Source organism: Intrasporangium sp., assembly GCF_035688975.1.
Lineage (GTDB): Bacteria > Actinomycetota > Actinomycetes > Actinomycetales > Dermatophilaceae > CALMNV01.
Genome location: NZ_DASSMH010000064.1, coordinates 1 through 25,486 on the forward strand (window position 1 = coordinate 1; position 25,486 = coordinate 25,486).

25 protein-coding genes and 1 tRNA gene are annotated in these 25,486 nt (G+C 72.7%); 22 read left to right on the top strand and 4 right to left on the bottom strand.

The window, feature by feature from the left end; translation table 11 throughout:
* From VFJ94_RS06760 to VFJ94_RS06800, 9 genes are all read left to right on the top strand, one after another.
* On the top strand, positions 1-159 hold a 159-nt coding region (locus tag VFJ94_RS06760), incomplete at its 5' end, for a YebC/PmpR family DNA-binding transcriptional regulator (RefSeq protein WP_325003457.1).
* 115 nt (positions 160-274) lie between these two features.
* Entirely contained in the window at positions 275-829 is a 555-nt protein-coding gene (ruvC, locus tag VFJ94_RS06765; protein WP_325003435.1) for a crossover junction endodeoxyribonuclease RuvC, read from the top strand.
* Positions 826-1,428, top strand: a complete 603-nt coding sequence (gene ruvA / locus VFJ94_RS06770; protein WP_325003436.1) for a Holliday junction branch migration protein RuvA — start codon at positions 826-828, stop codon at positions 1,426-1,428. The genes ruvC and ruvA overlap by 4 nt, the downstream gene beginning before the upstream one ends.
* A complete protein-coding gene (ruvB, locus tag VFJ94_RS06775) occupies positions 1,425-2,519 on the top strand; it encodes a Holliday junction branch migration DNA helicase RuvB (RefSeq protein WP_325003437.1) in 1,095 nt (364 codons plus the stop codon). Before ruvA ends, ruvB begins: the two co-directional genes overlap by 4 nt.
* Positions 2,520-3,080: 561 nt before the next feature.
* On the top strand, positions 3,081-3,434 hold the full coding sequence (gene yajC, locus VFJ94_RS06780) for a preprotein translocase subunit YajC (RefSeq protein ID WP_325003438.1): 354 nt from the start codon (positions 3,081-3,083) through the stop codon (positions 3,432-3,434).
* 9 nt (positions 3,435-3,443) lie between these two features.
* Entirely contained in the window at positions 3,444-5,378 is a 1,935-nt protein-coding gene (secD, locus tag VFJ94_RS06785; protein ID WP_325003439.1) for a protein translocase subunit SecD, read from the top strand.
* Entirely contained in the window at positions 5,375-6,559 is a 1,185-nt protein-coding gene (gene secF, locus VFJ94_RS06790) for a protein translocase subunit SecF (protein WP_325003440.1), read from the top strand. Before secD ends, secF begins: the two co-directional genes overlap by 4 nt.
* Entirely contained in the window at positions 6,556-7,110 is a 555-nt protein-coding gene (locus tag VFJ94_RS06795) for an adenine phosphoribosyltransferase (protein ID WP_325003441.1), read from the top strand. Before secF ends, VFJ94_RS06795 begins: the two co-directional genes overlap by 4 nt.
* Positions 7,111-7,157: 47 nt before the next feature.
* Complete coding sequence (locus VFJ94_RS06800; RefSeq protein ID WP_325003442.1) at positions 7,158-9,434, top strand: bifunctional (p)ppGpp synthetase/guanosine-3',5'-bis(diphosphate) 3'-pyrophosphohydrolase; 2,277 nt, start codon at positions 7,158-7,160, stop codon at positions 9,432-9,434.
* On the opposite strand, the gene VFJ94_RS06805 is transcribed toward VFJ94_RS06800, so the two are convergent.
* Positions 9,431-10,876 carry a DUF349 domain-containing protein gene (locus VFJ94_RS06805; protein ID WP_325003443.1) on the bottom strand — a complete coding sequence of 482 codons (1,446 nt, stop codon included), beginning with the start codon at positions 10,874-10,876 and terminating at the stop codon, positions 9,431-9,433. The two genes, VFJ94_RS06800 and VFJ94_RS06805, sit on opposite strands and share 4 nt — an antisense overlap.
* Positions 10,873-11,721: a peptidylprolyl isomerase gene (locus VFJ94_RS06810; protein ID WP_325003444.1), complete on the bottom strand. Its 849-nt coding sequence runs from the start codon at positions 11,719-11,721 to the stop codon at positions 10,873-10,875. Before VFJ94_RS06810 ends, VFJ94_RS06805 begins: the two co-directional genes overlap by 4 nt.
* A gap of 145 nt (positions 11,722-11,866) precedes the next feature.
* Here VFJ94_RS06810 and VFJ94_RS06815 point away from each other — a divergent pair, with 145 nt between their 5' ends.
* Positions 11,867-12,568 (top strand): MBL fold metallo-hydrolase, encoded by a 702-nt coding sequence (locus VFJ94_RS06815; RefSeq protein ID WP_325003445.1) that lies wholly within the window; start codon positions 11,867-11,869, stop codon positions 12,566-12,568.
* On the top strand, positions 12,565-13,902 hold the full coding sequence (hisS, locus tag VFJ94_RS06820) for a histidine--tRNA ligase (protein ID WP_325003446.1): 1,338 nt from the start codon (positions 12,565-12,567) through the stop codon (positions 13,900-13,902). Before VFJ94_RS06815 ends, hisS begins: the two co-directional genes overlap by 4 nt.
* Before the next feature lie 470 nt (positions 13,903-14,372).
* On the opposite strand, the gene VFJ94_RS06825 is transcribed toward hisS, so the two are convergent.
* Positions 14,373-14,975, bottom strand: coding sequence for a hypothetical protein (locus VFJ94_RS06825; RefSeq protein ID WP_325003447.1), 603 nt, complete (start codon positions 14,973-14,975; stop codon positions 14,373-14,375).
* A 156-nt stretch (positions 14,976-15,131) separates the two neighbouring features.
* Here VFJ94_RS06825 and ald point away from each other — a divergent pair, with 156 nt between their 5' ends.
* The 11 genes from ald (at position 15,132) to VFJ94_RS06880 (ending at position 25,139) form a co-directional block, all read left to right on the top strand.
* Positions 15,132-16,247: an alanine dehydrogenase gene (ald, locus tag VFJ94_RS06830; protein ID WP_325003448.1), complete on the top strand. Its 1,116-nt coding sequence runs from the start codon at positions 15,132-15,134 to the stop codon at positions 16,245-16,247.
* Complete coding sequence (gene xerD / locus VFJ94_RS06835; protein WP_325003458.1) at positions 16,244-17,203, top strand: site-specific tyrosine recombinase XerD; 960 nt, start codon at positions 16,244-16,246, stop codon at positions 17,201-17,203. The genes ald and xerD overlap by 4 nt, the downstream gene beginning before the upstream one ends.
* A gap of 85 nt (positions 17,204-17,288) precedes the next feature.
* A complete protein-coding gene (locus VFJ94_RS06840) occupies positions 17,289-18,191 on the top strand; it encodes a ParA family protein (protein ID WP_414654578.1) in 903 nt (300 codons plus the stop codon).
* Positions 18,192-18,196: 5 nt separating this feature from the next.
* Entirely contained in the window at positions 18,197-19,054 is an 858-nt protein-coding gene (locus tag VFJ94_RS06845) for a ScpA family protein (RefSeq protein ID WP_325003449.1), read from the top strand.
* Complete coding sequence (gene scpB / locus VFJ94_RS06850; RefSeq protein ID WP_325003450.1) at positions 19,047-19,679, top strand: SMC-Scp complex subunit ScpB; 633 nt, start codon at positions 19,047-19,049, stop codon at positions 19,677-19,679. Before VFJ94_RS06845 ends, scpB begins: the two co-directional genes overlap by 8 nt.
* On the top strand, positions 19,676-20,578 hold the full coding sequence (locus VFJ94_RS06855; RefSeq protein WP_325003451.1) for a pseudouridine synthase: 903 nt from the start codon (positions 19,676-19,678) through the stop codon (positions 20,576-20,578). Before scpB ends, VFJ94_RS06855 begins: the two co-directional genes overlap by 4 nt.
* Before the next feature lie 7 nt (positions 20,579-20,585).
* On the top strand, positions 20,586-21,674 hold the full coding sequence (locus tag VFJ94_RS06860; protein WP_325003452.1) for a prephenate dehydrogenase: 1,089 nt from the start codon (positions 20,586-20,588) through the stop codon (positions 21,672-21,674).
* A 399-nt stretch (positions 21,675-22,073) separates the two neighbouring features.
* On the top strand, positions 22,074-22,790 hold the full coding sequence (gene cmk, locus VFJ94_RS06865; protein WP_325003453.1) for a (d)CMP kinase: 717 nt from the start codon (positions 22,074-22,076) through the stop codon (positions 22,788-22,790).
* Complete coding sequence (locus VFJ94_RS06870) at positions 22,787-23,455, top strand: lysophospholipid acyltransferase family protein (protein ID WP_325003454.1); 669 nt, start codon at positions 22,787-22,789, stop codon at positions 23,453-23,455. The genes cmk and VFJ94_RS06870 overlap by 4 nt, the downstream gene beginning before the upstream one ends.
* Before the next feature lie 8 nt (positions 23,456-23,463).
* Positions 23,464-24,954, top strand: a complete 1,491-nt coding sequence (der, locus tag VFJ94_RS06875) for a ribosome biogenesis GTPase Der (RefSeq protein WP_325003455.1) — start codon at positions 23,464-23,466, stop codon at positions 24,952-24,954.
* A gap of 111 nt (positions 24,955-25,065) precedes the next feature.
* Positions 25,066-25,139, top strand: a tRNA-Pro gene (locus tag VFJ94_RS06880).
* 99 nt (positions 25,140-25,238) lie between these two features.
* Here VFJ94_RS06880 and VFJ94_RS06885 read toward each other — a convergent pair.
* Positions 25,239-25,486: tyrosine-type recombinase/integrase (locus VFJ94_RS06885; protein ID WP_325003456.1), on the bottom strand; the 248-nt coding region annotated here is incomplete at its 5' end.

The following is a 25,486-nucleotide window of genomic DNA, read 5'->3' on the forward strand; positions in this document are numbered from 1 at the left end:
AGCTTCCAGCCGTCGGTCAGCGTGCCCGTCGATGTCGACGGCGCCCGCAAGGTGATCAAGCTCGTCGACGCGCTCGAGGACAGCGACGACGTGCAGAACGTCTACGCCAACGGCGACATCCCCGACGACGTGCTCGCGCAGCTCGACGAGGAGGAGTAGCCCGGGCCCGCCCTGCCCGATGTCGGCGTGCCTGCGCCGAAGATGCCGTGCGGCGGCATACGGTGGGCTCCGAACACCAGTTCGGCGCAGTCGTCGTCCACCGAGGAGGTATGCCGTGCGCGTCCTCGCCGTCGACCCGGGCCTCACCCGGTGCGGGGTCGGTGTCGTCGAGGGCGTGCCCGGCCGGCCGCTCACCCTGCTCGAGGTCGGGGTCATCACGACGCCGGCCGCGCACCAGACGCCGCGGCGGCTGCTCTCCATCGAGCTCGGCATGGCGGGGTGGTTCGACCGCCACCGGCCCGAGGCGGTGGCCATCGAGCGGGTCTTCGCCGACGCCAACGTCTCGACGGTCATGGGCACCGCCCAGGTCACGGCCGTCGTCATGCTGCTGGCGGAGCGTCGCGGCCTGCCGGTCACCCTCCACACGCCCACCGAGGTCAAGGCGGCCGTCAGCGGCAACGGCCGCGCGGACAAGGCCCAGGTGACCGCCATGGTGACCCGGCTGCTCCGGCTCGAGGCGCCTCCCCGGCCGGCCGACGCGGCGGACGCCCTCGCCCTCGCGATCTGCCACGTGTGGCGCGGCGGCACCCAGAGCCGCCTCGCCGAGGCCGTGACCGCCGCCAGACCGCCCACCCACCGGCCGCACCCCTCGGGAGCCGCACGCCCATGATCGCCTCGCTCACCGGCACCGTCCTCAAGGCGGGTCTCGACTCCGTCGTCCTCGACGTCGGCGGCGTCGGCATGCTCGTGCACACCACTCCGGCCACCGCGGCCGCGGTCCGCCCCGGCCAGCCGGCGTCGCTCGCCACGACGCTCGTCGTCCGCGAGGACTCGCTCACGCTCTATGGCTTCGGCTCGGAGGACGAGAAGGTCGTGTTCGAGACCGTGCAGACGGTGTCCGGTGTGGGCCCCCGCCTCGCGCTCGCGCTGCTCGCCGTCCACCCGCCCGCCAAGGTCCGCTCCGCGCTGGGCAACGGCGACGTCGCGGCGCTGACGAAGGTGCCGGGCATCGGCAAGAAGGGCGCCGAGCGCCTCGTGCTCGAGCTGCGCGACAAGCTCGGCTCCCTCGCTGGAAGCGGGTCGGCCACCGCGCCGGCCACGCCGTCTTCGACGGACGCGGGGCGCGAGCAGGTCCGCGAGGCGCTCGTCGGCCTGGGGTGGAGCGTCAAGCAGGCCGACGACGCCCTCGACAAGGTCGTTCCCCGCGCCGCCGAGGGCTCCGGGGTGTCGGCGCTGCTTCGCTCGGCGCTGCAGGAGCTCGGCCGGTGAGCGAGGCCTGGGAGGACGGCTCCTTCGACGCGACGGCCCGCATCGTCGACGCGGGCAGCGAGGCCGACGAGCGCCAGGTCGAGGCGGCCCTGCGTCCCCGCAAGCTCGCCGAGTTCCCCGGCCAGCCGCGCGTGCGCGACCAGCTCGATCTCGTCCTCACGGCCGCCCGGCGCCGGGGCACGCCTCCTGACCACGTGCTGCTCTCCGGGCCGCCGGGCCTCGGCAAGACGACCCTCGCGATGATCGTCGCGGCCGAGCTGGAGCAGCCGATCCGGATCACCAGCGGGCCGGCGATCCAGCACGCCGGCGACCTCGCCTCGGTGCTGTCGTCGCTGGCCGAGGGGGAGGTGCTCTTCCTCGACGAGATCCACCGGATGTCCCGTGCCGCCGAGGAGATGCTCTACCTGGCGATGGAGGACTTCCGGGTCGACGTGGTCATCGGCAAGGGCCCCGGCGCGACGGCGATCCCGCTGGAGCTGCCGCCCTTCACCGTCGTCGGCGCGACGACCCGGGCCGGGCTCCTCCCCGCGCCGCTGCGCGACCGCTTCGGGTTCACCGGACACCTCGACTTCTACAGCGCGCAGGACCTCGTGCTGATCCTGCGTCGCTCGGCCCGCCTGCTCGGCCTCGTGGCCGACGACGAGGGCATCACCGAGATCGCACTCCGCTCCCGGGGCACGCCGCGCATCGCCAACCGCTTGCTGCGCCGCGTGCGCGACTGGGCCCAGGTGCACGGCGAGGACCGGGTCACTCTCGCCGCTGCCCGCGAGGCGCTCGCCCTCTTTGACGTCGACGACCGCGGGCTCGACCGGCTCGACCGCGCGGTGCTGGAGGCGCTGTGTCGGCGGTTCGCCGGCGGCCCGGTGGGGCTGTCCACGCTGGCCGTCGCGGTGGGGGAGGAGTCGGAGACCGTCGAGACCGTCGCCGAACCGTTCCTCGTCCGGGAGGGTTTCCTCGTCCGCACGCCCCGCGGCCGCGCCGCCTCCGCCCTCGCCTGGCAGCACCTGGGGCTGACGCCGCCCCTCGATGCCCAGGGTGCGTGGGCCACGCTGCCGCTCGAGGACTCGCCCGTCGGCCGCTTCGACTCGTAGCCCCCCCACCCCCGTCGAGTGGCCACTTCCGCACACCCCCACCCCGTCGAGTGGCCAGTTCCGTACACCCCCACCCCGTCGAGTGGCCAGTTCCGTACACCCCCACCCAGTCGAGTGGCCAGTTCCGTACACGCTCCGTTGAGGCGAGCGGTCGGGACGGTCCTTCGGGCCCCGCGCGGAAGTAGCCACTCGACCGGAGGCGGAGGCTGCCGCGCGGCGGAGGAGCTGAGCACGGTGCCCAGCCCTGTGCGGAAGTGGCCACTCGACCGGTAAGCGGACGCTGCCGCGCGGCGGAGGCGGAGGCTGCCGCGCGGCGGGGGAGCTGAGCACGGTGCTCAGCCCTGTGCGGAAGTGGCCACTCGACCCGGAGGCAGGAACCGCGGCCTCGGGCGGCGGCATACGGCATGGGCGTCTGACAAAGTGGGCGGGCCCCCGTAGACTCCTGCGGGCACCTGCGCCGCCCCCGGCGGCACTTTCCGGTGCCGCCGGTCGTTGTCGCGACGCCCCGTCCCCAGGACGTCGCGTGCTGCCCGGGAACCATTCTTAAAAGGAACTGAACTGATGCGAACGATCGCCGACCTCGCCCCGACGGCGGAGACGACGGGAGGTGGAGCGTCCTCGCTGCTCTTCCTCGCACTGCCGCTGCTGCTGCTGGCCTGGATGTTCTGGAGTGCCAACCGGCGGCAGAAGCAGATGCGTGCCTTCACCTCCTCCATCTCCGTCGGCGACGCGGTGATCACGTCCTCCGGGCTCTACGGCGTGGTGCGTCGCCTCGACGACGAGAGCGCGTGGCTCGAGGTGGCCGAGGGCACAACGCTCCGGTTCGACCGTCGCGCCCTGGCGATGAAGCAGCCCGACGACTCGGCCGGCGCCACCGCGACGCCCGGCGCCGAGGCGACCGGGACCGAGCAGTGAGGCGCGCTCGTGGCGAGTAGCACGAAGCGGTCGGCGCGCAAGGGCCTCCTCGCGCTCCTGGCCATCGTCCTCGGCCTGGCCGCCCTCGCCGGCGGCCTGGCCACGTGGAGCGAGGGGAGCCTCGCCCCGCGGCTCGGCCTCGACCTCGAGGGCGGCACGGAGATGGTCCTCGAGCCGGTGCTCGTCGGATCGACCCAGGTCAGCCCGGGCCAGATCGACCAGGCGGTCGACATCATCCGGCAGCGCATCGACGCCAACGGCGTCAGCGAGTCGGAGATCTCCATGCAGGGCGGCCGCAACATCGTCGTCTCCATCCCCGGACAGCCCACCAAGGACCAGCTCGACGCCATCCGCAAGCCGTCGCAGCTGCGCTTCCGGGCCGTGTTCGTCCAAGCCATCAGCAGCCCCGCGGTCGTCCCGCAGCCCTCCGGCACAGCGACGGGCACATCGACGGGCACACCGACGGGCACAGCCACGGCCACGGCGACCGGCGCACCGACGGGCACGGCGACGGGCACGCCGGCGCCCACGTCCACCGGCGCCCCGACCGCCGCGAAGGGCGTCGTGCCGCAGGCCTTCGTGGCCGCGACCACGCCGCCGACGCCCACAGCCACCGCGCCCGCCAAGCCGACCACGACTTCCGCCCCGGCCCCGGCCACCACTGCGCCGACCGTCCCGCCCGCCGCGGAGGCGCCGGCAAAGGAGGACCCGGCCGCCGTCGCCGCACAGGTCTCCAAGGGCCTCACCGGCCTCGGCTGGGACCAGGCCAAGGCCAACACCGCGGCCACCACGGTGGCGCAGCAGTACGTCGCCCTCGACTGCGCGGTCCCCGGCAGCGTCGACAAGGTCCTCGACGACCCGGCCCTCCCGATCGCCACGTGTGGCGACGACCGCGCCACCAAGTACGTGCTCGGCCCCGTGGAGATCGACGGCAGCGAGATCGCAGACGCGACAAGCGGCTTCCAGCCGGGTCCCAACGGGGCGCCGACCTCCATCGTCGAAGTGGCGCTGTCCTTCAAGGACGCGGGCAAGAAGAAGTTCGCCGACGTCACCCGCCGCCTCTACGCGCAACAGGGCAACCCGCCGCTGGACCAGTTCGCGGTCGTCCTCGACAAGACGGTCATCACGGCACCGCAGGCCCGCGCCGTCATCACCGACGGGCGAGCTTCGATCACCGGCTCCTTCACGGTGGACTCCGCGAAACAGCTGGCCCAACAGCTGAAGTTCGGCGCCCTGCCGCTGTCCTTCCGCCTGCAGACCCAGGACGACATCACGCCCCAGCTCGGGCAGGAGCAGCTCGCCCTCGGCCTGCTCGCCGGGGCCATCGGCCTGCTGCTCGTCGTCGTCTACTCGCTGCTGCAGTACCGCGCCCTCGGGCTGGTCACCGTCGCCTCGCTCGTCGTCGCGGCCAGCATCAGCTACCTGGCGGTGACGATCCTCGGCACCACCCATGGCTTCCGGCTCACCATGGCCGGGGTCACCGGCCTCATCGTCGCCATCGGCGTCACCGCGGACAGCTTCATCGTCTACTTCGAGCGCATCCGCGACGAGGTGCGCGACGGCCGGCCGCTCGTGGCCGCGGTCGAGACGGGGTGGAAGCGGGCGCGACGGACCATCCTCGCCGCCGACGCGGTCAACTTCATCGCCGCTGTGGTCCTCTACCTGCTCGCCTCCAGCAACGTCCGCGGCTTCGCCTTCACGCTCGGGCTGACGACCGTCATCGACCTCGTCGTCGTCATGCTCTTCACGCACCCGACCGTGCAGCTGCTGGCGCGCACGACGTTCTTCGGCGGCGGGCACAGGTGGTCCGGCCTCGACCCCGAGCGCCTCGGCGCGAAGGAGAGCCCGCGCTACCGCGGTCGCGGCCAGTTCGGGGTCCCGGCCGCCGGAACGGCCCGCACGGCGGGCGCCGCCCCCATCGCCGAAGGGAAGGCCCACGCATGATCAACTTCTCCCAGGTCGGCAACGACCTCTACACGGGCCGGCGATCCGTCGACTTCATCGGGCGGCAGAAGACCTGGTATGCCGTGTCCGCGGTCCTCATCGCCCTCGCCCTCGTCGGCCTCTTCGGCAAGGGCCTCAACTTCGGCATCGAGTTCAGCGGCGGGTCCGAGTTCCGGGTCTCCTCCGTGGCCAGCTCGGCCGACTACGAGCAGAAGGCCCAATCGGCGGTCGGATCCGCCGGCATCGGCGGCAACGTCACCGCGACGGTCGTCGGCCAGGACACCGTCCGCGTCCAGACCGAGGCTGCCGAGGGCAAGACGGATGCCGCCAAGACCGCGCTCGCCAAGGCGTTCGGCGTGCCGGCGACGGCGGTGAGCGCATCGCTCATCGGGCCGAGCTGGGGCGAGTCGGTCAGCCGGCAGGCCATCCAGGCCCTGATCGTCTTCCTCGTCCTCGTGACCATCGTCATGGCGCTCTACTTCCGCACCTGGAAGATGGCGGCGGCCGGGCTGGTGGCCCTGCTGCACGACCTCGTCATCACGGTCGGCGTCTACGCCCTCTTCGGCTTCGAGATCACCCCGTCGTCGATGATCGGCTTCCTGACCATCCTCGGATACTCGCTCTACGACACGGTCGTCGTCTTCGACAAGGTCCGGGAGAACACGAGCGAGGCGCTGCGGAGCAGGCGACTGTCGTATGCCGCCGCCGCCAACCTCGCCGTCAACCAGACGCTCGTGCGCTCCATCAACACGACGGTCGTGGCGCTGCTGCCCATCGCCGCGGTGCTCGTCGTCGGCTTCACCCTGCTCGGCCCGGGGACGCTGCTCGACCTGGCCCTCGCCCTGTTCATCGGCATTGCCGTCGGTGCGTACTCCTCGATCTTCATCGCGACCCCGCTGCTGGTCGACCTGCGGCGCCGGGACCCGGCCGTCAAGGACCTCGACGCCTACGTCGCCCGCCACCCAGGTCGGGGCGCGGCCCCGCAGCCGCAGCCGGCCGCCGCTGCGGCCGACGCCTCCGCGGCGGACGCCGACCGCGGGGCCTACGTGCCGGCCAGTCCGGGGGGGTCGACCTCGGTGACGGCCGGGGACCTCGCGGCGGGCCTGCCCCGTCCGGTGCACAAGTACGCCCAGGCCGGTCCGCGCAACCAGCCCCGGCGACCGCCGAAGTCCAAGCGGTGACCACCGAGTCCACGGCCGACGTCGTCGAGCCGACGGTGGCGCAGCTCGTCGCCGAGAAGCTGCGCGACATCCCCGACTTCCCCAAGCCGGGCGTCCTCTTCAAGGACTACACGCCGCTCATCGCCGACGGTCCGGCGTTCGCCCGGGTCGTGCGCGACATCGCCGGCCGCTACGCCGGCCGGACCGACGTCGTCGTCGGCATCGAGGCCCGAGGCTTCATCCTCGGCGCCGCCGTCGCCTACGAGCTCGGTCTCGGCATGGTGCCCGTCCGCAAGGTCGGCAAGCTGCCCGGGGAGACCCTGCAGGAGGAGTACGCCCTCGAGTACGGCACCGCCGCGATCGAGGTCCACGCCGACGCCTTCCGGCCGGGGGAGCGGGTGCTGGTCATCGACGACGTCCTTGCCACCGGCGGGACGGCGGCCGCGACGTGCCAGCTGGTCGAGCGGGCCGGTGCCGCCGTCGCGGGCGTCGACGTCGTCCTCGAGCTCGGCTTCCTCGGCGGCCGCGCGCGGCTCGGCGACCACCCCGTGCACGCCATCCTCACCGTCTGACCTGCCGGCTCGGTCTGACCTGCCCGGTCGCCGACTACACTCCCTCCATGAGCGAGGAAGTGCGGAGCGAGCCGTCGACCCCCTCCCGGGTGCGGGCTCGCTTCGCGCGGTTCGGGGCGAGCCGGCCGACCGGCAACCCCGTCCTCGAGCCGCTGCTGACCACGGTCCGCCAGCACCACCCCAAGGCGGACCTGTCGGTGATCGAGCGCGCGTATGCCGTGGCCGAGCGGGCGCACGAGGGCCAGCTGCGCAAGAGCGGCGACGCCTACATCACGCACCCGCTCGCCGTCACGACGATCCTGGCCGAGCTCGGCATGACCCCGCCGACGCTCGCGGCCGCGCTGCTGCACGACACCGTTGAGGACACGGCATACGGGCTGGAGGACCTGCGGCGCGACTTCGGCGACGAGATCGCCATGCTCGTCGACGGCGTCACCAAGCTCGACAAGGTGACCTACGGCGAGGCCGCCCAGGCCGAGACGGTGCGCAAGATGGTCATCGCCATGGCTCGGGACATCCGGGTCCTCGTCATCAAGCTCGCCGACCGCCTGCACAACGCGCGCACCTGGCGCTACGTCTCGCCGGAGTCCGCAGCGCGCAAGGCGCACGAGACGCTGGAGATCTACGCGCCGCTCGCGCACCGGCTCGGCATGAACACCATCAAGTGGGAGCTCGAGGACCTGAGCTTCGCCACGCTCTACCCCAAGGTCTACGACGAGATCGTGCGGCTCGTCGCCGACCGGGCGCCCGCGCGTGAGGAGTATCTCGCCTCGGTCCGGGAGCAGGTGACCGAGGACCTCACGGCCGCCAAGATCAAGGCGGTCGTGACCGGCCGGCCCAAGCACTACTACTCCGTGTACCAGAAGATGATCGTGCGCGGCCGCGACTTCGAGGACATCTACGACCTCGTCGCCGTCCGCGTCCTCGTCGACACGGTGCGCGACTGCTATGCCGCCCTCGGCGCCCTGCACTCGCGGTGGAACCCGGTCCCCGGCCGGTTCAAGGACTACATCGCGATGCCGAAGTTCAACATGTACCAGTCGCTGCACACGACGGTCATCGGACCCGGCGGCAAGCCCGTCGAGATCCAGATCCGCACCCACACGATGCACCGCCGGGCCGAGTACGGCGTGGCCGCGCACTGGAAGTACAAGGACGCGAGCAACGGTGGGGCGTCCGCCCGCCGCGAGGAGCCGGTCAACGACATGGCGTGGCTGCGCCAGCTGCTCGACTGGCAGCGCGAGACGGAGGACCCGGGGGAGTTCCTCGACTCCCTGCGCTTCGAGATGGGCTCGGGTGAGGTCTATGTCTTCACCCCGAAGGGGTCAGTGGTCGCGCTGCCCGCGGGCGCGACGCCGGTCGACTTCGCGTATGCCGTGCACACCGAGGTCGGCCACCACTGCATCGGCGCCCGGGTCAACGGCCGGCTCGTGCCGCTCGAGTCCCGGCTCGAGAACGGCGACGTCGTCGAGGTGCTCACGTCCAAGGCCGACGGCGCCGGACCCAGCCGCGACTGGCTCGGCTTCGTCAAGAGCCCGCGGGCGCGCAACAAGATCAAGCAGTGGTTCTCCAAGGAGCGCCGCGAGGAGGCCATCGAGGCGGGCAAGGAGAGCATCGTCAAGGCGCTGCGCAAGCAGAACCTCCCGCTCCAGAGGCTGCTCAGCCACGAGTCGATGACGGCGATCGCCACCGACCTGCGCTACCTCGACATCGACGCGCTGTATGCCGCCGTCGGTGAGGGTCACGTCTCGGCCCAGCACGTCGTGAGCAGGATCGTCGCCACCATGGGCGGCGTCGAGGGGGCGACCGAGGACCTCGCCGAGGCGACGACCCCCACCCGCGCCATGCGCCGGCGCAGCGGTGACCCCGGCGTCGTCGTGGTCGGCATGTCGGACGTGTGGGTCAAGCTCGCGAAGTGCTGCACCCCGGTGCCGGGCGACCAGATCCTCGGCTTCGTCACCCGCGGCAACGGCGTGTCGGTGCACCGCGTCGACTGCACCAACGCCAGCTCGCTCACGGCCAACCCCGACCGGCTGCTCGACGTCGAGTGGGCGCCGTCGTCCGCGAGCGTCTTCCTCGTCCAGCTGCAGGTCGAGGCGCTCGACCGCAACCGGCTGCTCAGCGACGTGACGCGGGTGTTGTCCGACCAGCACGTCAACATCCTCTCGGCGTCGGTGCAGACCTCGCGCGACCGGGTGGCGATCTCCCGCTTCACCTTCGAGATGGGAGATCCGGCCCACCTCGACCACGTCATCAAGGCGGTGCGGCGGATCGACGGCGTCTTCGACGTCTACCGGGTCAGCGGCAGCGGCACCAAGCGCTAGCCGCCGAACTCGGCCACGCCGGCGCGGGCCTGGTCGAGCCAGGCGCGTCGGGCCTCGAGAGCCTCCCTGGCCCGGGCGATCTCGGTCGGGTTGCCGCCGCGCTCGGCGCGGTCGAGGTCCGCCTGGAGGTCGGCAACGGCACGCTCGAGCTGTTCCACCATGCCCTGGGCGCGGGCGGCGACCTCGGGGTTGCTCGCCTTCCACCGCTTGTCGTCCGCGTCGCGGACGGCCTGCTCGATGCGGCGCAGCCCCTTCTCGACCCGCTCCATGTCGGCCCGCGGCACCTTGCCGGCCGCCTCCCAGCGGTCCTGGATCGACCGGAGCTGGGCCTTGGCCTTCTCGAGGTCGGTCACCGGCAGGATCTTGTCCGCCTCGACGAGCAGCGCCTCCTTGACCCGCAGGTTGTCCCTGAAGCCCTCCTCCTCGGCCGCCACCACGGCGTCCTTGGCGGCGAAGAACGCGTCCTGCGCGGCCTTGAAGCGCTCCCACAGCCGGTCGTCGTCGGTGCGGCTCGCCCGGCCCGCCTGCCGCCACTCGTCCATGAGTCGCTTGAAGGCCCCGGCGGTCGGAGCCCAGTCGGTGCTCGCCGCGAGCCGCTCCGCCTCGGCGACAAGCCGCTCCTTGGCCGCCCTCGCCTCGGCATGAGTGGCGTCGAGGCTGGCGAAGTGGCTGCGCCGAGCCTTGTCGAAGGCGTTGCGGGCCGCGCTGAACCGCTGCCACAGCGCCGACTCGGTCTCGCGGTCGAGCCGGGTCGCCGCCCGCTGGTGTTGCTTCCACTCGTCGAGCAGCTCGCGCATGCGGGCGCCGCTCGTCTTCCACTGGATGCGGTTCTCGGGCTGCGCGGCGATCGACTCGGCCTCCGCGACGATCTTCTCCCGTTCGGCCCCGGCCTTGGCCCGGGCCTCGGCGCGGACCTGCTGCTCGTGCGCCCGCTTCGCCGCGACACCGGACTGGATCTCGTCCAGCTTGGCGCTGAGCGCGTCGAGGTCGCCCACGACCGCCGCGTCCTTGACCTGCTCGGCCAGGCTCGTCAGGGCGTCGGCGACGTCCTTGGCGGGCACCTCCGGCTGCGCGAGCCGCTGCTCGAGCAGGACCGCGGAGGCGAAGAGCTCGTCGTACTTGCGCGCGAAGTAGGTCAGGGCCTCCTGCGCCGTCGCCCCGGGATAGGAGCCGACCTCACGCTCCCCCTCCTTGGTGCGCACGAAGACCACGCCGGACTCGTCCACCCGGCCGAAGGCCGCCGACGCGGAGTGGTCGGCGGCCGGGGGGGCCACCGGCTGGGCGGGAGGGCGGGGGACGGCGCGGGCGAGGGCGGCCGGCGTGGGGATGGCGCTCGGCTTCGGCGGGGTCGTCTCGGGCTCGGTCACCGTCCCATCTTCCACCACCGGCGGTTCCGTCGACGCGCTCTGCTGCTCGCCCGAGCCGGCGGGGCGCTCGGTCATGGCTTCCTCTCCGTCACGGTGACCTTGACGATGCTGATCGGTGACACGGGGCTGCCGTCGGTCGGGTTGGGCTCGAGCGCCTTGGCGGCGGCGATCTTGTCGACGATGTCAAGGCCCTTGATGACCTTGCCGAAGATCGTGTAGCCGCCGCCGGTCGTGGGCAGCTTGGTGTCCTTGTACGTCACGAAGAACTGGCCGCCGTTGCTGTTGGGGTCGTCGGTGCGGGCCATGGCGAGCGAGCCTGCCGGGTAGGTCCCTGACTTGGGTGCGTTCTCGACGCCGAAGGTGTAGCCGGGGCCACCGGAGCCCGAGCCGGTCGGGTCGCCGCACTGGAGGACGAAGATGCCCTCGGTCGTGACGCGGTGGCACGGGCTCGGGGCCCAGTAGCCGCTCTGCGCGAGATGGACGAAGGACGCGACCGTCTGGGGAGCCTTCACGCCGTCGAGCTCGAGGACCAGGTCGCCGCACGTCGTCGTCACCGTGGCCACGAAGGTCTTGCCCGCCGCGGTGGCCTTGTCGGGCGCCTTGGGGAAGGACTTCGGCTTGGTCTGCGGCGGGGGAGGGGTGGTGCATCCGGTCGCGAGCCGCTGACCAGCCAGCAGCCCGGGTGCCGCCGTGCCGGTCGCCGTCCCGTCCGCGGTGGCCTCGGCCGCCGCCGGCGCCGCGGTCGAGCGGGCCTCGAGGACCTTGGGGACGGCGATCACCGCGCCGATGATGAGGATGACCGCGAGGATCACGCCGAAGACCTGCTTGTCCCGGGTGGCCTCGCTCACCGGCGGCTTCGCCGACCTGGCCTGCTCCTCGTGGCGGTGGCGCGCGCGGGCGCGCTCCTGCTCTCTGGTCACCAGCGTCTCCTCGAACGGCGATCTCCCGGGGGGCCCGGCGTTCGGTCATTTTAGGTAGCGAGCCGGGGGACGCCGCGGCCGGGAGGTCACGAGTGCGTGACAACTGCCCACCGGTATGCCGTGACGCGACCGTTACGCTCACCGGGTGCTCACCATCGCCTTCCCGGCACAGGCCTTCGACACCAACTGCTACGTCCTCGCGCCGCAGGCGGGCGAGGAGTGCGTCGTCGTCGACCCGGGCGTCGGCATCGAGGAGACCCTGCGCGAGGTGCTCACGACGCACCGGCTGCGCCCCGCCGCGGTGCTGCTCACCCACGGGCACGTCGACCACGTCTACTCGGTCACGCCCGTGTGCGGGGCGGACACGGCGGCATACATCCACCGCGACGACCGCTATCGACTCCACGACCTCCTCGGCCAAAGCAACCCTGGCCTCCTCGCCATGTTCGAGCAGCAGTTCGGGCGCGCGGCGACGTGGCGCGAGCCGAGCACCGTCGTGGAGATCACGGACCGGACGGCCCTCGACCTCGCCGGCCTGCACTTCCTGGCCCTGCACGCACCCGGGCACACGGAGGGGTCGGTGATGTTCGGGATCGACGACGTGCCGGACGGCATCGACGCGCAGGCCGACGTCGACCGCACCATGCTGACGGGAGACGTGCTCTTCGCGGGATCCATCGGCCGCACGGACCTGCCGGGCGGGGACCCGGCCGCCATGACGCGCAGCCTGCGCGACGTCGTCCTCCCGCTGCCGGACACGACCCTCGTGCTCCCGGGCCACTACCACGCCACGACGATGGGCCACGAACGCGCCACCAACCCGTACCTGAGAGGCTTGCCCGCGTGAGCACCACCGGCAAGATCGCCCCGATCAGCGGCTTCCCCGAGTACCTGCCCGACGAGCGGATCGTCGAGCAGCGCTTCCTCGACGTCATCCGGGAGACCTTCGAGCTGCACGGGTTCTCCTCCATCGAGACGCGCTCCATCGAGCCGATCGAGCGGCTCTCGGCCCAGGGAGAGGACACCGACAAGGAGATCTATGCCGTCTCCCGGCTCGGCGGCGGCGACGAGGACGCCCGCTGGGGCCTGCACTTCGACATGACGGTGCCGTTCGCGCGCTACGTCCTCGAGAACTCCGGCAAGCTGTCGTTTCCGTTCCGCCGCTACCAGATCCAGAAGGCGTGGCGTGGCGAGCGGCCCCAGGAGGGGCGCTACCGCGAGTTCACCCAGGCCGACATCGACGTCGTCGACGTGGGCCAGCTCTCGCCCCACTTCGAGGCCGAGATGCCGCTCGTCATTGCGGACGTCTTCCGCAGGTTCCCGGTCGGCGACTTCGTCATCCAGGTCAACAACCGCAAGATCCCCGGCGGCTTCTACCAGGGGATCGGGCTGACAGACGTCACGGCAACCCTGCGGATCGTGGACAAGCTCGACAAGATCGGCCCGGACAAGGTGCGCGCGCTGCTGCTGGAGTCGGGCGCGACCGACGAGCAGGCCAGCCTGTGCCTGCAGCTCGCGGCCATCCGCACCGAGGACCTCGGCTTCGTCGACCAGGTCCGCGCGCTCGGGGTCGAGCACCCCGTCCTCGACGAGGGACTCGCCGCACTCGCCGACGTCATCAGGACCGGCATCCGCAACGCTCCCGGCACGCTCGTGGCCGACCTGCGGATCGCGCGCGGCCTCGACTACTACACCGGCACGGTCTACGAGACGCAGTTCCCGGGCTACGAGTCGTGGGGCTCGTTCTGCTCCGGCGGCCGCTACGACGCGCTCGCCTCCGACGGCCGGACGACGTATCCCGGGGTCGGCATCTCCATCGGGGTCACGCGCATCCTCGGGCTGCTCCTCGGCAAGGGCCTCGTCGCGGCCTCGCGCTCGACTCCGGCCGCCGTGCTCGTGACCCTTCGGGACGACGCGGCGCGGGACGAGGCGGTCACCGTCGCGACCGCCCTGCGTCGTCGGGGCATCGCCTGCGAGGTGGCACCGTCAGCCGCGAAGTTCGGCAAGCAGATCCGCTACGCCGACCGGCGCGGCATCCCGTTCGTGTGGTTCCCGTCGGCGGGCGAGTCAGGCGACGAGGTCAAGGACATCCGCACGGGCGAGCAGGTCCCGGCGGACGCGCAGACGTGGTCACCCCCGGCCGCCGACCTCGCCCCCGCGGTGACCCGCGTCGGGAGCTGACCCCCTCCCTGCCGCCGCCCCCTCCCTGCCGCCCGCCTCGTCGAGTGGCCACTTTCGCTCGGGCCGGGGCGCCGCCTACCTACCCCACGACCTCCCTTCCCACGTCGAGTGGTCATTTCTGCACACCGCCGACCTACCCACGACCTCCCTCCCCACGTCGAGTGGTCATTTCTGCACACCGCCGACCGACCCACGACCTCCCTCCCAACGTCGAGTGGCCACTTCCGCTCGGGCCTGCACCGACCGGACCGCGAGCCGTGTCGGTGTGAGGTCACGCCGATGGCGGCCACAGTGGCCACCCGACAGGGGATGCACGAAAGTGGCCACTCGACGGCGGGGAGCGTGCAGAAGTGGCCACTCGACGGAGGGGAGCGTGCAGAAGTGGCCACTCGACGGAGGGGGAGCGTGCGGAAGTGGCCACTCGACGCAAGGGGGAGCGTGCAGAAGTGGCCACTCGACGCAAGGGGGGGTCAGGGCAGGCGCAGTCCCTCGTCGCGCAGCTCCAGCGCGGCCAGCGCCCGCACCACGCCGGGGTCGCCGCGCCGCCAGTCGCCGGCCGGGTCCGGGCTGATCGCCGCGAGGGTGGCCATCGGCTGGCGGGCGAGCGCCCGGAGCGCGAAGAGGTCGAGGTCCTCGGCCGAGTCGAGGAAGCGCTGCGCACTGCTGGCCCGGCGCACGAACCGCCACCGCCGCAGCAGCCAGATGCCGCCGACCACGAGGATCGGCACGAGCGCCGTCACCCAGCCGAGCAGGCTCGCGAGCCGCTCGACGCCGGAGGCCATGGAGGCTCCGGCGCTGCGGATCGTCGTGCCCGACGACGCCGCGCTCTCGAGCCAGCCCCGCAGGCCGTCCCCGATTCCCGGGATGCCGGAGACCTGCTCCGCGGCCCCGGACAGCGAGCTGCGGACCCGCTCACCGGCCGAGGTGAGGGAGTCCGCCGGGGCCCGGAGCGTCACGACGGTGTCGTGCACGACCCGCCCGAGCCAGGCCCACGTGCCGGTCCACGCCAGCACGAACAGGTCGCCGAGGACCTGCCGGGCGCGCCTGGCCGGCGTGTCGGCATACAGCTTCATCTGGCCTCCAACCCACGGGCGAGGTGCCAACCTAACCCGCGTGGGCGTGGCGTGCCGCCGCACTACAGTGGGGTCGCCGGCCTCGCTCGGGCCGACCGTGGCCCCGCGGCCCACCAGGCACCGCCACGTCGTCCGTCCACCGAAGGATGATCCCTGATGCAGGTCGGCATTCCCCTCGAGGTCAAGAACAACGAGTTCCGCGTCGCCATCACCCCGGCCGGCGTGCACGAGCTGGTGCGGCACGGCCACGACGTCTTCGTCGAGCAGGGCGCCGGGGTCGGCTCCGCCATTTCCGACGGGGACTACGCCGCCGCGGGAGCCACCGTCCTGCCCACCGCCGACGCGGTGTGGGACGCGGGGGAGCTCATCCTCAAGGTGAAGGAGCCGGTCGCCGCCGAGTACTCCCGGATGCGCGAGAGCCAGACGCTCTTCACCTACCTGCACCTCGCGGCGGACCGGCCGCTCACCGAGGAGCTGTGCAAGCGCAAGGTCACCGGCATCGCCTACGAGACCGTGGAGCTGCCCGACCGCAGCCTGCCGCTCCTCGCTCCGATGTCCGAGGTGGCCGGGCGGCTCGCCCCGCAGGTCGGGGCCCAGGCCCTGCTGCGGGCCCAGGGGGGCCGCGGCATCCTCATGGGCGGCGTGTCGGGCGTCTACGCGGCCAAGGTCGTGGTCATCGGCGCCGGTGTCTCCGGCATGAACGCCGCCGCCATCGCGATCGGCATGCAAGCCGAGGTGCTCCTGCTCGACCGCGACATCTCCAAGCTGCGCCACGCCGACTTCATCTACCAGGGCCACTGCCAGACGGTGGCCTCCAACACCTACGAGATCGAGCGGGCCATCGCCGACGCCGACCTGGTCATCGGAGCCGTCCTCGTGCCCGGCGCGAAGGCGCCCAAGCTGGTGACCAACGAGCAGGTCTCGCGCATGAAGCCCGGCTCCGTCCTCGTCGACATCGCCATCGACCAGGGCGGCTGCTTCGAGGACTCCCGCCCGACCACCCACGCCGAGCCCACCTTCCGGGTGCACGACTCGCTGTTCTACTGCGTCGCCAACATGCCGGGCGCCGTGCCCCACACGAGCACGTACGCCCTCACCAACGTCACCCTGCCGTATGCCGTCGAGCTGGCCGACCGCGGCTGGCGAGAGGCGCTGCGCGCCGACCCGGCGCTCGCGCTCGGCCTCAACACCTTCGACGGGGCGGTGACCTACGCGTCGGTGGCCGAGGCGCACGGCATGGGCTCGGTCGGCCTCGCCGAGGTCCTCGGCTGAGCGACTCGCCGGCCCCGCAGCGGGCGACGCCGATCGACCGCGCGGTCCGCGGCTGGCTCGACCACGTCCGCGTCGAGCGTGGCGCGTCGGACAACACACTTCGCGCCTACGAGCGGGACCTGCGCCGCTACCGCTCCTTCCTCGCCGCCCGGGGCGTCGACGACACCGTGGCGGTGCGGCAACGCGACGTGTCCGACTTCCTCGCGACGCTGCGCGAGGGCGACGCGGAGCACCCACCGCTGGCCGCGTCGTCGGCCGCCCGAACCATCGTCGCGGTCCGAGGCTTCCACCGCTTCCTCACCCTCGAGGGCGAGGCCGCCGACGACCCCGCCCGGACCGTGGCCCCGCCGCGTCCACCGTCCCGGTTGCCCAAGGCGATCCCCGTCGAGTCCGTCGAGCGGCTCCTCGAGGCGGCGTCGGTGGGGGACACCCCGGCGTCGCTGCGCGACCGCGCGCTGCTCGAGGTGCTCTACGGCGCCGGCGCACGGATCAGCGAGGCCGTCGGTCTCGACCTCGACGACCTCGAGCTCGGCGACGGCACCGGTGGCGGGGTCGTGCGGCTGCAGGGCAAGGGCGGCAAGGAGCGGCTCGTGCCGGTCGGGAGGTATGCCGTGGACGCCGTCACGGCATACCTCGTCCGTGGCCGCCCCGTCCTGGCCGCCAGGGGCCGTGGCGGACCGGCGCTCTTCCTCGGCCAGCGCGGCGCTCCGCTCTCCCGGCAGTCCGCCTGGGCCGTGGTCCAGCGGGCCGCGGACCGCGCGGGGCTCGCCGAGCACGTCTCTCCGCACACGCTGCGGCACTCCTTCGCCACGCACCTGCTCGACGGGGGCGCCGACGTGCGGGTCGTGCAGGAGCTGCTCGGGCACGCGTCGGTGACGACGACGCAGCTCTACACCCTCGTGTCGGTGCACCGGCTGCGGGAGGTCTACGCGAGCGCCCACCCGCGAGCCCGCTGATAAGGTCGCCTCTGATCAGCGTGAGGCTGACCGTGATGACAGCGAGCGGACGGAACACCCGGTGAACGAGGAGTACCACCCCAGCATGCACACCGACGACGTCGGCAGCCTTCCTCACCTCCCCGGCACCGAGCTCGCTGGCGTGGGCGCCATGGGCCCCACGGGCCGGCCCCTGCCGGAGTTCCCGGAGCCGCCGCGGCTGACGAGCCACGGGCCGGCCCGGATCATCGCCATGTGCAACCAGAAGGGCGGCGTCGGCAAGACCACGACGACGATCAACCTGGGCGCGGCGCTGGCCGAGCTGGGCCGCAGGGTGCTGCTCGTCGACTTCGACCCGCAGGGCGCGCTCTCCGTCGGACTCGGCGTGCCCACCCACCAGCTCGACACCACGATCTACACGCTGCTCGTCGAGCGCGGCCACGACATCCGCGAGATCGTGCAGCGCACCCGCACGGACAACCTCGACATCGTGCCGGCCAACATCGACCTGTCCGCCGCCGAGGTGCAGCTCGTCGGGGAGGTCGCGCGCGAGCAGATCCTCGCTCGCGTGCTGCGGCCCATCGTCGACGACTACGACGTCATCCTCATCGACTGCCAGCCGTCGCTCGGCCTGCTCACCGTCAACGCGCTCACCGCCGCGCACGGGGTCGTCATCCCGCTCGAGTGCGAGTTCTTCGCCATGCGCGGCGTCGCGCTGCTCATCGAGACGATCGAGAAGATCACCGACCGGCTCAACCCGCGGCTGCACGTCGACGGCATCCTCGCCACGATGTACGACAGCCGCACCCTGCACAGCAAGGAGGTCGTGCGCTCGGTCGTCGACCACTTCGGCGAGCAGGTCTTCCACACCGTCATCAGCCGCACGGTGAAGTTCCCCGACGCCACGCTCGCCGCCGAGCCGATCACGACCTATGCGTCGACGCACACGGGGGCGGCGGCCTACCGCCAGCTCGCCCGCGAGCTGATCGCCCGCGGCGGCGCGGCCTGACGGCCATGCCGGACACGCCGGGGGGCGTCCTCACCCGCCGCGCGGCCACGCCCTTCGAGGTGCACCTCGAGGTCTTCTCCGGGCCCTTCGACCTGCTCCTCGGGCTCATCGCCAAGCACAAGCTCGACATCACCGAGGTCGCCCTGGCGCAGGTGACCGACGAGTTCGTCGCCCACATCAAGGCCGCCCAGGCGGCCGACACGGACTGGGACCTCGGCCAGGCCTCGGAGTTCCTCCTCGTCGCGGCGACCCTGCTCGACCTCAAGGCCGCCCGGCTGCTGCCGTCGTCCGGCCCGGACGACGAGGAGGACCTCGCCCTGCTCGAGGCGCGCGACCTGCTCTTCGCCCGGTTGCTGCAGTACCGCGCCTACAAGCAGGTCACGCGCGTCTTCACCGAGCGCATGGCCACGGCGGGCCGCTTCACCCCGCGCCAGGCCGGACTCGAGCCGCGCTTCGCCGCCCTGCTGCCCGAGCTCGTCCTCGCCGTGACGCCGCAGCAGTTCGCCCGCATCGCGGCCCGGGCCCTGACGCCCAAGGTCCCGCCGACCGTCGGCCTCGACCACCTCCACGCGCCCCAGGTCAGCGTGCGGGAGCAGGCGGGCATCGTCGTGCGCCGGCTGCGCGCGTCCCGGCAGGTCTCCTTCCGCGCCCTCGTGGCCGACGCGGACAGCACTCTCGTCATCGTCGCCCGGTTCCTGGCGCTGCTCGAGCTGTTCAAGGAGGGGGCCATCGCCTTCGAGCAGGCCGAGGCGCTCGGCGAGCTCGACGTGCGCTGGACGGGCGCCGACGAGGGCGACGTCAGCATCGACGACGAGTTCGACCCCGAGCCGGGCCCCGACGTGGCAGGAGACGACGATGAGTGACCCGGTCGTGCACGGCGGACAGGAGGGCGAGACGCCGCCGGAGGAGCAGCTCGCCTTCGACCTCGAGGGTGCGCCGGGAGGCGCCCGGTCCGCGCTCGAGGCGATCCTCATGGTCGTCGACGAGCCGGTCACGGAGCAGGCGCTCGCGTCGGCCCTCGAGCTGCCGGTCGAGGACGTCGTGGCGCACCTGACGGAGCTGGAGAGGCAGTATGCCGCCGACCACCGCGGGTTCGCGCTGCGCCACGTCGCGGGCGGCTGGCGGATGTACAGCCGGCCCGAGTTCGCCCCCGTCGTCGAGAGGTTCGTCCTCGACGGGCAACAGGCCCGGCTGACCCAGGCCTCGCTGGAGACGCTCGCCGTCATCGCCTACCGGCAGCCGGTGTCACGCGCGCGGGTGAGCGCGGTGCGCGGAGTCAACGTCGACGGGGTGGTGCGCACCCTCATCTCACGGGGCCTTGTCGAGGAGCTGCCCGACCAGGGGGAAGGGGGCGCCGTGCTCTACCGCACGACGCCGTTCTTCCTCGAGCGGATGGGCCTCGGGTCGCTCGACGAGCTGCCCGCGCTCGCGCCCTACCTGCCCGACGCGGACCTGCTGGACGAGCTAGTGGAGGAAGGACGCCCATGACCGAGCACTCGAGGTCGCCACGCCAGCCGCGCAAGCGCGCCGGGGCCCGCGCTGGCCAGGGCCAGGCCCAGGGAGGCCGGCGCAGCTCGCCGCGCTTCGCCGGCACGACCAAGTCCAGCCAGCCGACCCGCCTGCCGCCGCGCCCCGACGTCCCGCCCGTGGACGTCCACGACCCCGAGGGGGTGCGGCTGCAGAAGCTGCTGGCGGCCGCAGGCGTCGGCTCCCGGCGGGTGTGCGAGGGCCTCATCGAACAGGGCCGGGTGCAGGTCGACGGCCACGTCGTGACCGAGCTCGGCGTGCGGATCAACCCCAAGACCCAGGTCGTCCACGTCGACGGCGAGCGGGTCACCCTCGACGAGGAGCGGGTCTACCTCGCCTTCAACAAGCCGCAGGGCGTCGTCACGACGATGAACGACGAGCTCGGCCGCGTCTCCATCGCCGACTACGTCGGCAACCGCAGCGAGCGGCTCTTCCACGTCGGGCGGCTCGACGCCGACACCGAGGGGCTGCTCCTGCTCACCAACGACGGCGAGCTCGCCCACCGTCTGCAGCACCCGGCATACGGCGTCCTCAAGACCTACCTCGCCCAGATCCCGGGGCCAGTCCCACGCGACGTCGGCAGGCGGCTGCGGGCCGGGGTCGAGCTCGAGGACGGGCCGGTCACGGTCGACTCCTTCAAGATCGTCGACTCGCAGCCGGGCAGGGCGCTCGTCGAGCTCGTGCTCCACGAGGGCCGCAAACACGTCGTGCGCCGGCTCCTCGAGGCGGTGGGGCACCCGGTGTTCACGCTGGTGCGCACCGAGGTGGGGCCCATCCGGCTGGGCGACCTGCGCTCGGGGCGTACCCGCCCGCTCAACAAGGCCGAGATCGCCGCGCTCTACAAGGCGGCCGGCCTGTGACGGGTCGATGAGCACGTCGATCCGCATCGTCGGTGCGGGCCTCGTCGGCACCAGCCTCGGCATCGCCCTCACCGGGCGCGGCCACCGCGTCACGCTCGAGGACCCGTCGCCCACCGCGGTGCGGCTCGCCCGGGACCTGCGGGCGGGCGAGGTCGCCGGGGACGACGCGGCCGAGGAGGCGCCGGAGCTGGTCGTCGTCGCGGCGCCCCCCGACGTGACCGCGGCGGCCGTGGTCGCGGCTCTCCAACGCTGGCCGGGGGCCGTGGTCACCGACGTCGCGTCGGTCAAGGAGGCCGTGCTGCGTGACGTGCTCGCCTCCGGCGCGGACGTGCGCCGCTACGTCGGATCCCACCCCATGGCCGGGCGCGAGCGGTCCGGGGCCGCTGCGGCCCGTGGGGACCTGTTCGACGGGCGGGCCTGGGTCGTCGTCCCGCACGAGTCGTCCGACCCCGACGCGGTCCGCCGGGTGCGGGAGCTCGCCGCCGCCGTCGGCGCCGCCGTGCGGGTCATGCCGGCGGCGGAGCACGACGCGGCGGTGGCGGCCGTCTCGCACGTGCCGCAGCTCGCCGCCAGCGTGGTGGCGGCCGCGCTGCGGGAGCTGCCCGAGCAGGCCGTCGGCCTCGCCGGCCAAGGGCTGCGCGACGTCACCCGGATCGCCGCGAGCGACCCCCGGCTGTGGACCCAGATCCTCGCCGGCAATGCCCGGGCGGTCCGCGACGTCCTGCAGGGCGTGCAGCGCTCGGTCGACGCCCTGGTGGAGGCGCTCGACGCGCTCGCGTCCGGCGACGACAGGGGGGCCCTGGGCACGCTGAGCGGGGTGCTGGAGGCCGGCAACCTCGGCCAGGCACGGATCCCCGGCAAGCACGGCGCGGCGCCGGCGGCATACGAGGTCGTCTCGGTGGTCGTGCCCGACGAGCCCGGCCGCCTGGCCCAGCTCCTCGCCGACATCGGCCGCGCCGGCATCAACCTCGAGGACCTGCACCTCGAGCATGGGCTCGGCCAGGCGGTCGGGGTCGCGGAGGTCGCTGTGGTGCCCGCCGCGGTCGCGCCGCTGCGGGCCGAGCTCGAGCGCCTCGGCTGGCGCGTGCACGACTGACGCAGCCCGTGAGGACACGAGCGAGCGCCAGCGAGCGAGGCCCGGAGCGGGCGTGGCGTCAGGCGCGACGACACGACTGACGCAGCCCGTGAGGACACGAGCGAGCGCCAGCGAGCGAGGCCCGGAGCGGGCGTGGCGTCAGGACTACCGGCAGCTCGGACGTACCGCCGCGCCACCGACTGCGCTTTGAGTCGGGTCATGCGTTGTGGGGCCGAGCATGCGCTTCACCGAGCAGTCCCGTTCCGTGACCGCAGCCCGTGGCCTCGGCCACAGTCCGGACGGGGCGCGAGCCCGGCCCACGCCCTCAACGGTGGAAGCGCCCAGGGGGCGTGGACGGAGATGATCCGGGGTGCCTGGCGGCCGGCACAGGGCAATCACGGACCTCGATAGGCTGCCACCATGCCGCAGACCGACGTGCCGCCCGTGACCGACTCCGATGCGCGCGGCTTCGTCGTCGCCATCGACGGCCCGTCCGGTTCCGGCAAGTCGAGCGTGTCCAAGGCGGTGGCCCGCCGGCTCGGGTTCCGCTTCCTCGACACCGGCGCCATGTACCGCGCGCTGACGTGGTGGTGCCGCCACCTCGGGGTCGACCTCGCCGACGAGGACGCGGTCACGGCCGCGGCCCGACGCTTCCCGCTCGAGATCGGCACGGATCCAGACCGTCCCGACGTGCACGTCGACGGCATCGACGTCACCGCCTCCATCCGGGAGCCCGTCATCTCCCAGCAGGTTTCCGCCGTCGCCGCGGTGCTTCCCGTGCGGACCATCCTCGGTGAGCTGCAGCGCCGCATCATCGCTGCATCCGCGGCCACCGGTGTCGTGGCCGAGGGTCGTGACATCACGACGGTCGTCGCGCCGGATGCGCGCGTGCGGATCCTGCTGACCGCCTCGCCGGAAGCTCGGCTGGCCCGCCGCTCCACGGAGCTGCACGGCACGGCGGACGCCGCCTCGGTGGCCGCCACGCGCGCCCAGGTCCTGGACCGCGACCGGGTGGACTCGGCGGTCGCCTCCTTCACCGTGGCTGCGGACGGCGTGACGACGGTCGACACCTCTCACCTCGACTTCGACGGCTCGGTCGCGGCGGTGCTCCAGGTCGTCGAGGCCGCCCGCGGATGACCGACCTGCACGGGCCGAAGCCCTGGCGGGCCAGGGCCGGTCGGCCGATCGGGCGGCTGCTCTTCACCGTCCTCTACCGAGGCCGGGCCCGCCACCGCGGCCGCGTTCCGACGCGCGGCCCGGTGATCCTCGTGGCCAACCATGCAGGCTTTCTCGACGGGCCGCTCGTCTACACGTTGTCTCCGCGTCCAGTGAACTTCCTCGTCAAGCAGGAGGCCTTCACGGGCTTCTTCGGCTGGCTTATCACCATGGTCGGGCAGATCCCCATCGACCGCAGCATCGGCGACCGGGCGGCGCTCGCGACGGCCGCCGCGGTGCTCGAGCGGGGCGGCGCGGTCGGGATCTTCCCCGAGGGGACGCGCCGGAAAGGGGACGTCGCGGAGGTCAACCAGGGCGCAGCCTGGCTCGCGCTGCGCACCGGTGCGCGGATCGTGCCCGTCGCGGTCCTCGGCACGCACGGGGCGGGACCGTCGGCCGAGGGCTGGCCGCGGCCTCGCTCGGTGCTCACCGCGGACTTCGGCGAGCCCTTCGCGCTCACCCCGGACCCGTCGGTGCCGGGACGGGACCGGTTGCGGCTGGCGAGCGAGCAGCTGCGCGCAGCGCTCGCGTCCCAGGTGCAGCGCGCCCGGGTGGACAATGGTGGCGCACCAGACACCAGTGATTAGAGGACATCGTGACTGACGAGACCGCCCGCCCGGACCTGAGCGAGGGGTCGCCGATCTCGACCGCGGACGACGTGTCCGTCGAGCGCGCCCTGCGCGCCGGGCTCACCGAGTTCGACCTCAGCCCGGAGGACGAGGCGCTCCTGGCCGCCGAGGGACCGTATGCCGCCGACGCCGCCGCCGCGGGGCCGCTGCCCGTCGTCGCCGTCATCGGCCGGCCCAACGTCGGCAAGTCGAGCCTCGTCAACCGCATCCTGCGACGCCGGGAGGCCGTGGTCGAGGACGTGCCGGGGGTCACCCGCGACCGGGTGTCCTACGAGGCGGAGTGGGCCGGGCGCCGCTTCACCATCGTCGACACCGGCGGCTGGGAGTCCGACGCCACCGGCATCCACCTGCGCGTCGCGGAGCAGGCCGAGATCGCCATCGACCTCGCCGACGTCGTGATGTTCGTCGTCGACGCGACGGTGGGCGCCACCGACGACGACGCCGCCGTCGTGCGGCTGCTGCGCCGTTCCCGCAAGCCGGTGGTGCTCATCGCCAACAAGGTGGACGACGAGCGTGGAGAGGCCGATGCGGCGGCACTGTGGAACCTCGGCCTCGGCCAGCCGTGGCCGGTCTCTGCCGTCCACGGCCGCGGGAGCGGTGACGCCCTCGATGCGGTCCTGGAGGTCCTGCCCGCCGTCTCGGCCTCGGGGGCCTACGCCCAGGGCGGGCCCCGGCGGGTCGCCCTGGTCGGCCGGCCCAACGTCGGCAAGTCGAGCCTGCTCAACCAGGTCGCCGGCTCCGCCCGGGTCGTCGTCGACGACGTCGCGGGCACCACCCGCGACCCGGTCGACGAGCTCATCGAGCTCGGCGGCACGACGTGGCGCTTCGTCGACACGGCGGGCATCCGACGCCGGGTCCACCAGACCCGCGGCGCTGACTTCTACGCCTCGCTTCGCACGCAGACCGCCCTCGAGAAGGCGGAGGTGGCGGTGGTCCTCATCGACGCCGCGCACCCGATCGCCGAGCAGGACGTCCGCATCGTCCAGCAGGTCATCGACGCCGGCCGCGCGCTCGTCGTCGCCTACAACAAGTGGGACACGCTCGACGAGGAGCGCCGCTACTACCTCGAGCGGGAGATCGAGAAGGAGCTCGTCCAGGTGCCGTGGGCGCCACGGGTCAACATCTCGGCCCGCACCGGGCGGCACATGGACCGCCTCGTCCCGGCCATCGAGACCGCGCTCGAGTCATGGGACACCCGCATCCCAACCGGGCGCCTCAACGCCTTCCTCGGCGAGGTCGTCGCGGCGCACCCGCACCCGGTGCGTGGCGGCAAGCAGCCGCGGATCCTCTTCGCCACGCAGGCCTCGACCCGGCCCCCCCGGTTCGTCATCTTCGCCTCCGGGTTCCTCGAGGCAGGATACCGGCGCTTCCTCGAGCGCAAGCTGCGCGAGCACTTCGGGTTCGAGGGCACGCCCATCGAGGTCTCGGTCCGGGTCCGAGAGAAGCGCCGGCGCTGACCGGCAACCCGGCTCACCGGCATACGGGCTGACGGGCTGACGGCGCCGAGCGGGCCGGATTGGGACCGTGCACCCGGCGTGCGCTAGGGTTTCGTTCGCCCCGCGGGGCAGCGGGCTGTGGCGCAGCTTGGTAGCGCACTTGACTGGGGGTCAAGGGGTCGCAGGTTCAAATCCTGTCAGCCCGACAAAGAGAAAACCGTTATGCGAGAGGCCGATCCGGCAAACTACCGGATCGGCCTCTTCGTGTCCGTGCCCCCCTAGGCACACCTTTCCGGCACACCTTTCTATGTGAGAGCCCCACTGAGCACGCTCATGGCGTCGGCCTGCACGGTGGGGGAGACGTGCCCGTAGATGTCACCCGTGATGCTGACGGAGTGGTGACCGAGGATCTCGGACACCACCTTGAGCGGCACGCCCTTCTCCAGCATGATGCTCGCCGCCGAGTGGCGCAGGGTGTGCAGCCCGACCGAGGCGAGCCCCGCCCTGGCCGCGGCCACCTTGAACGCCCGCAGCGCGTTTCTCGGGTCGCACG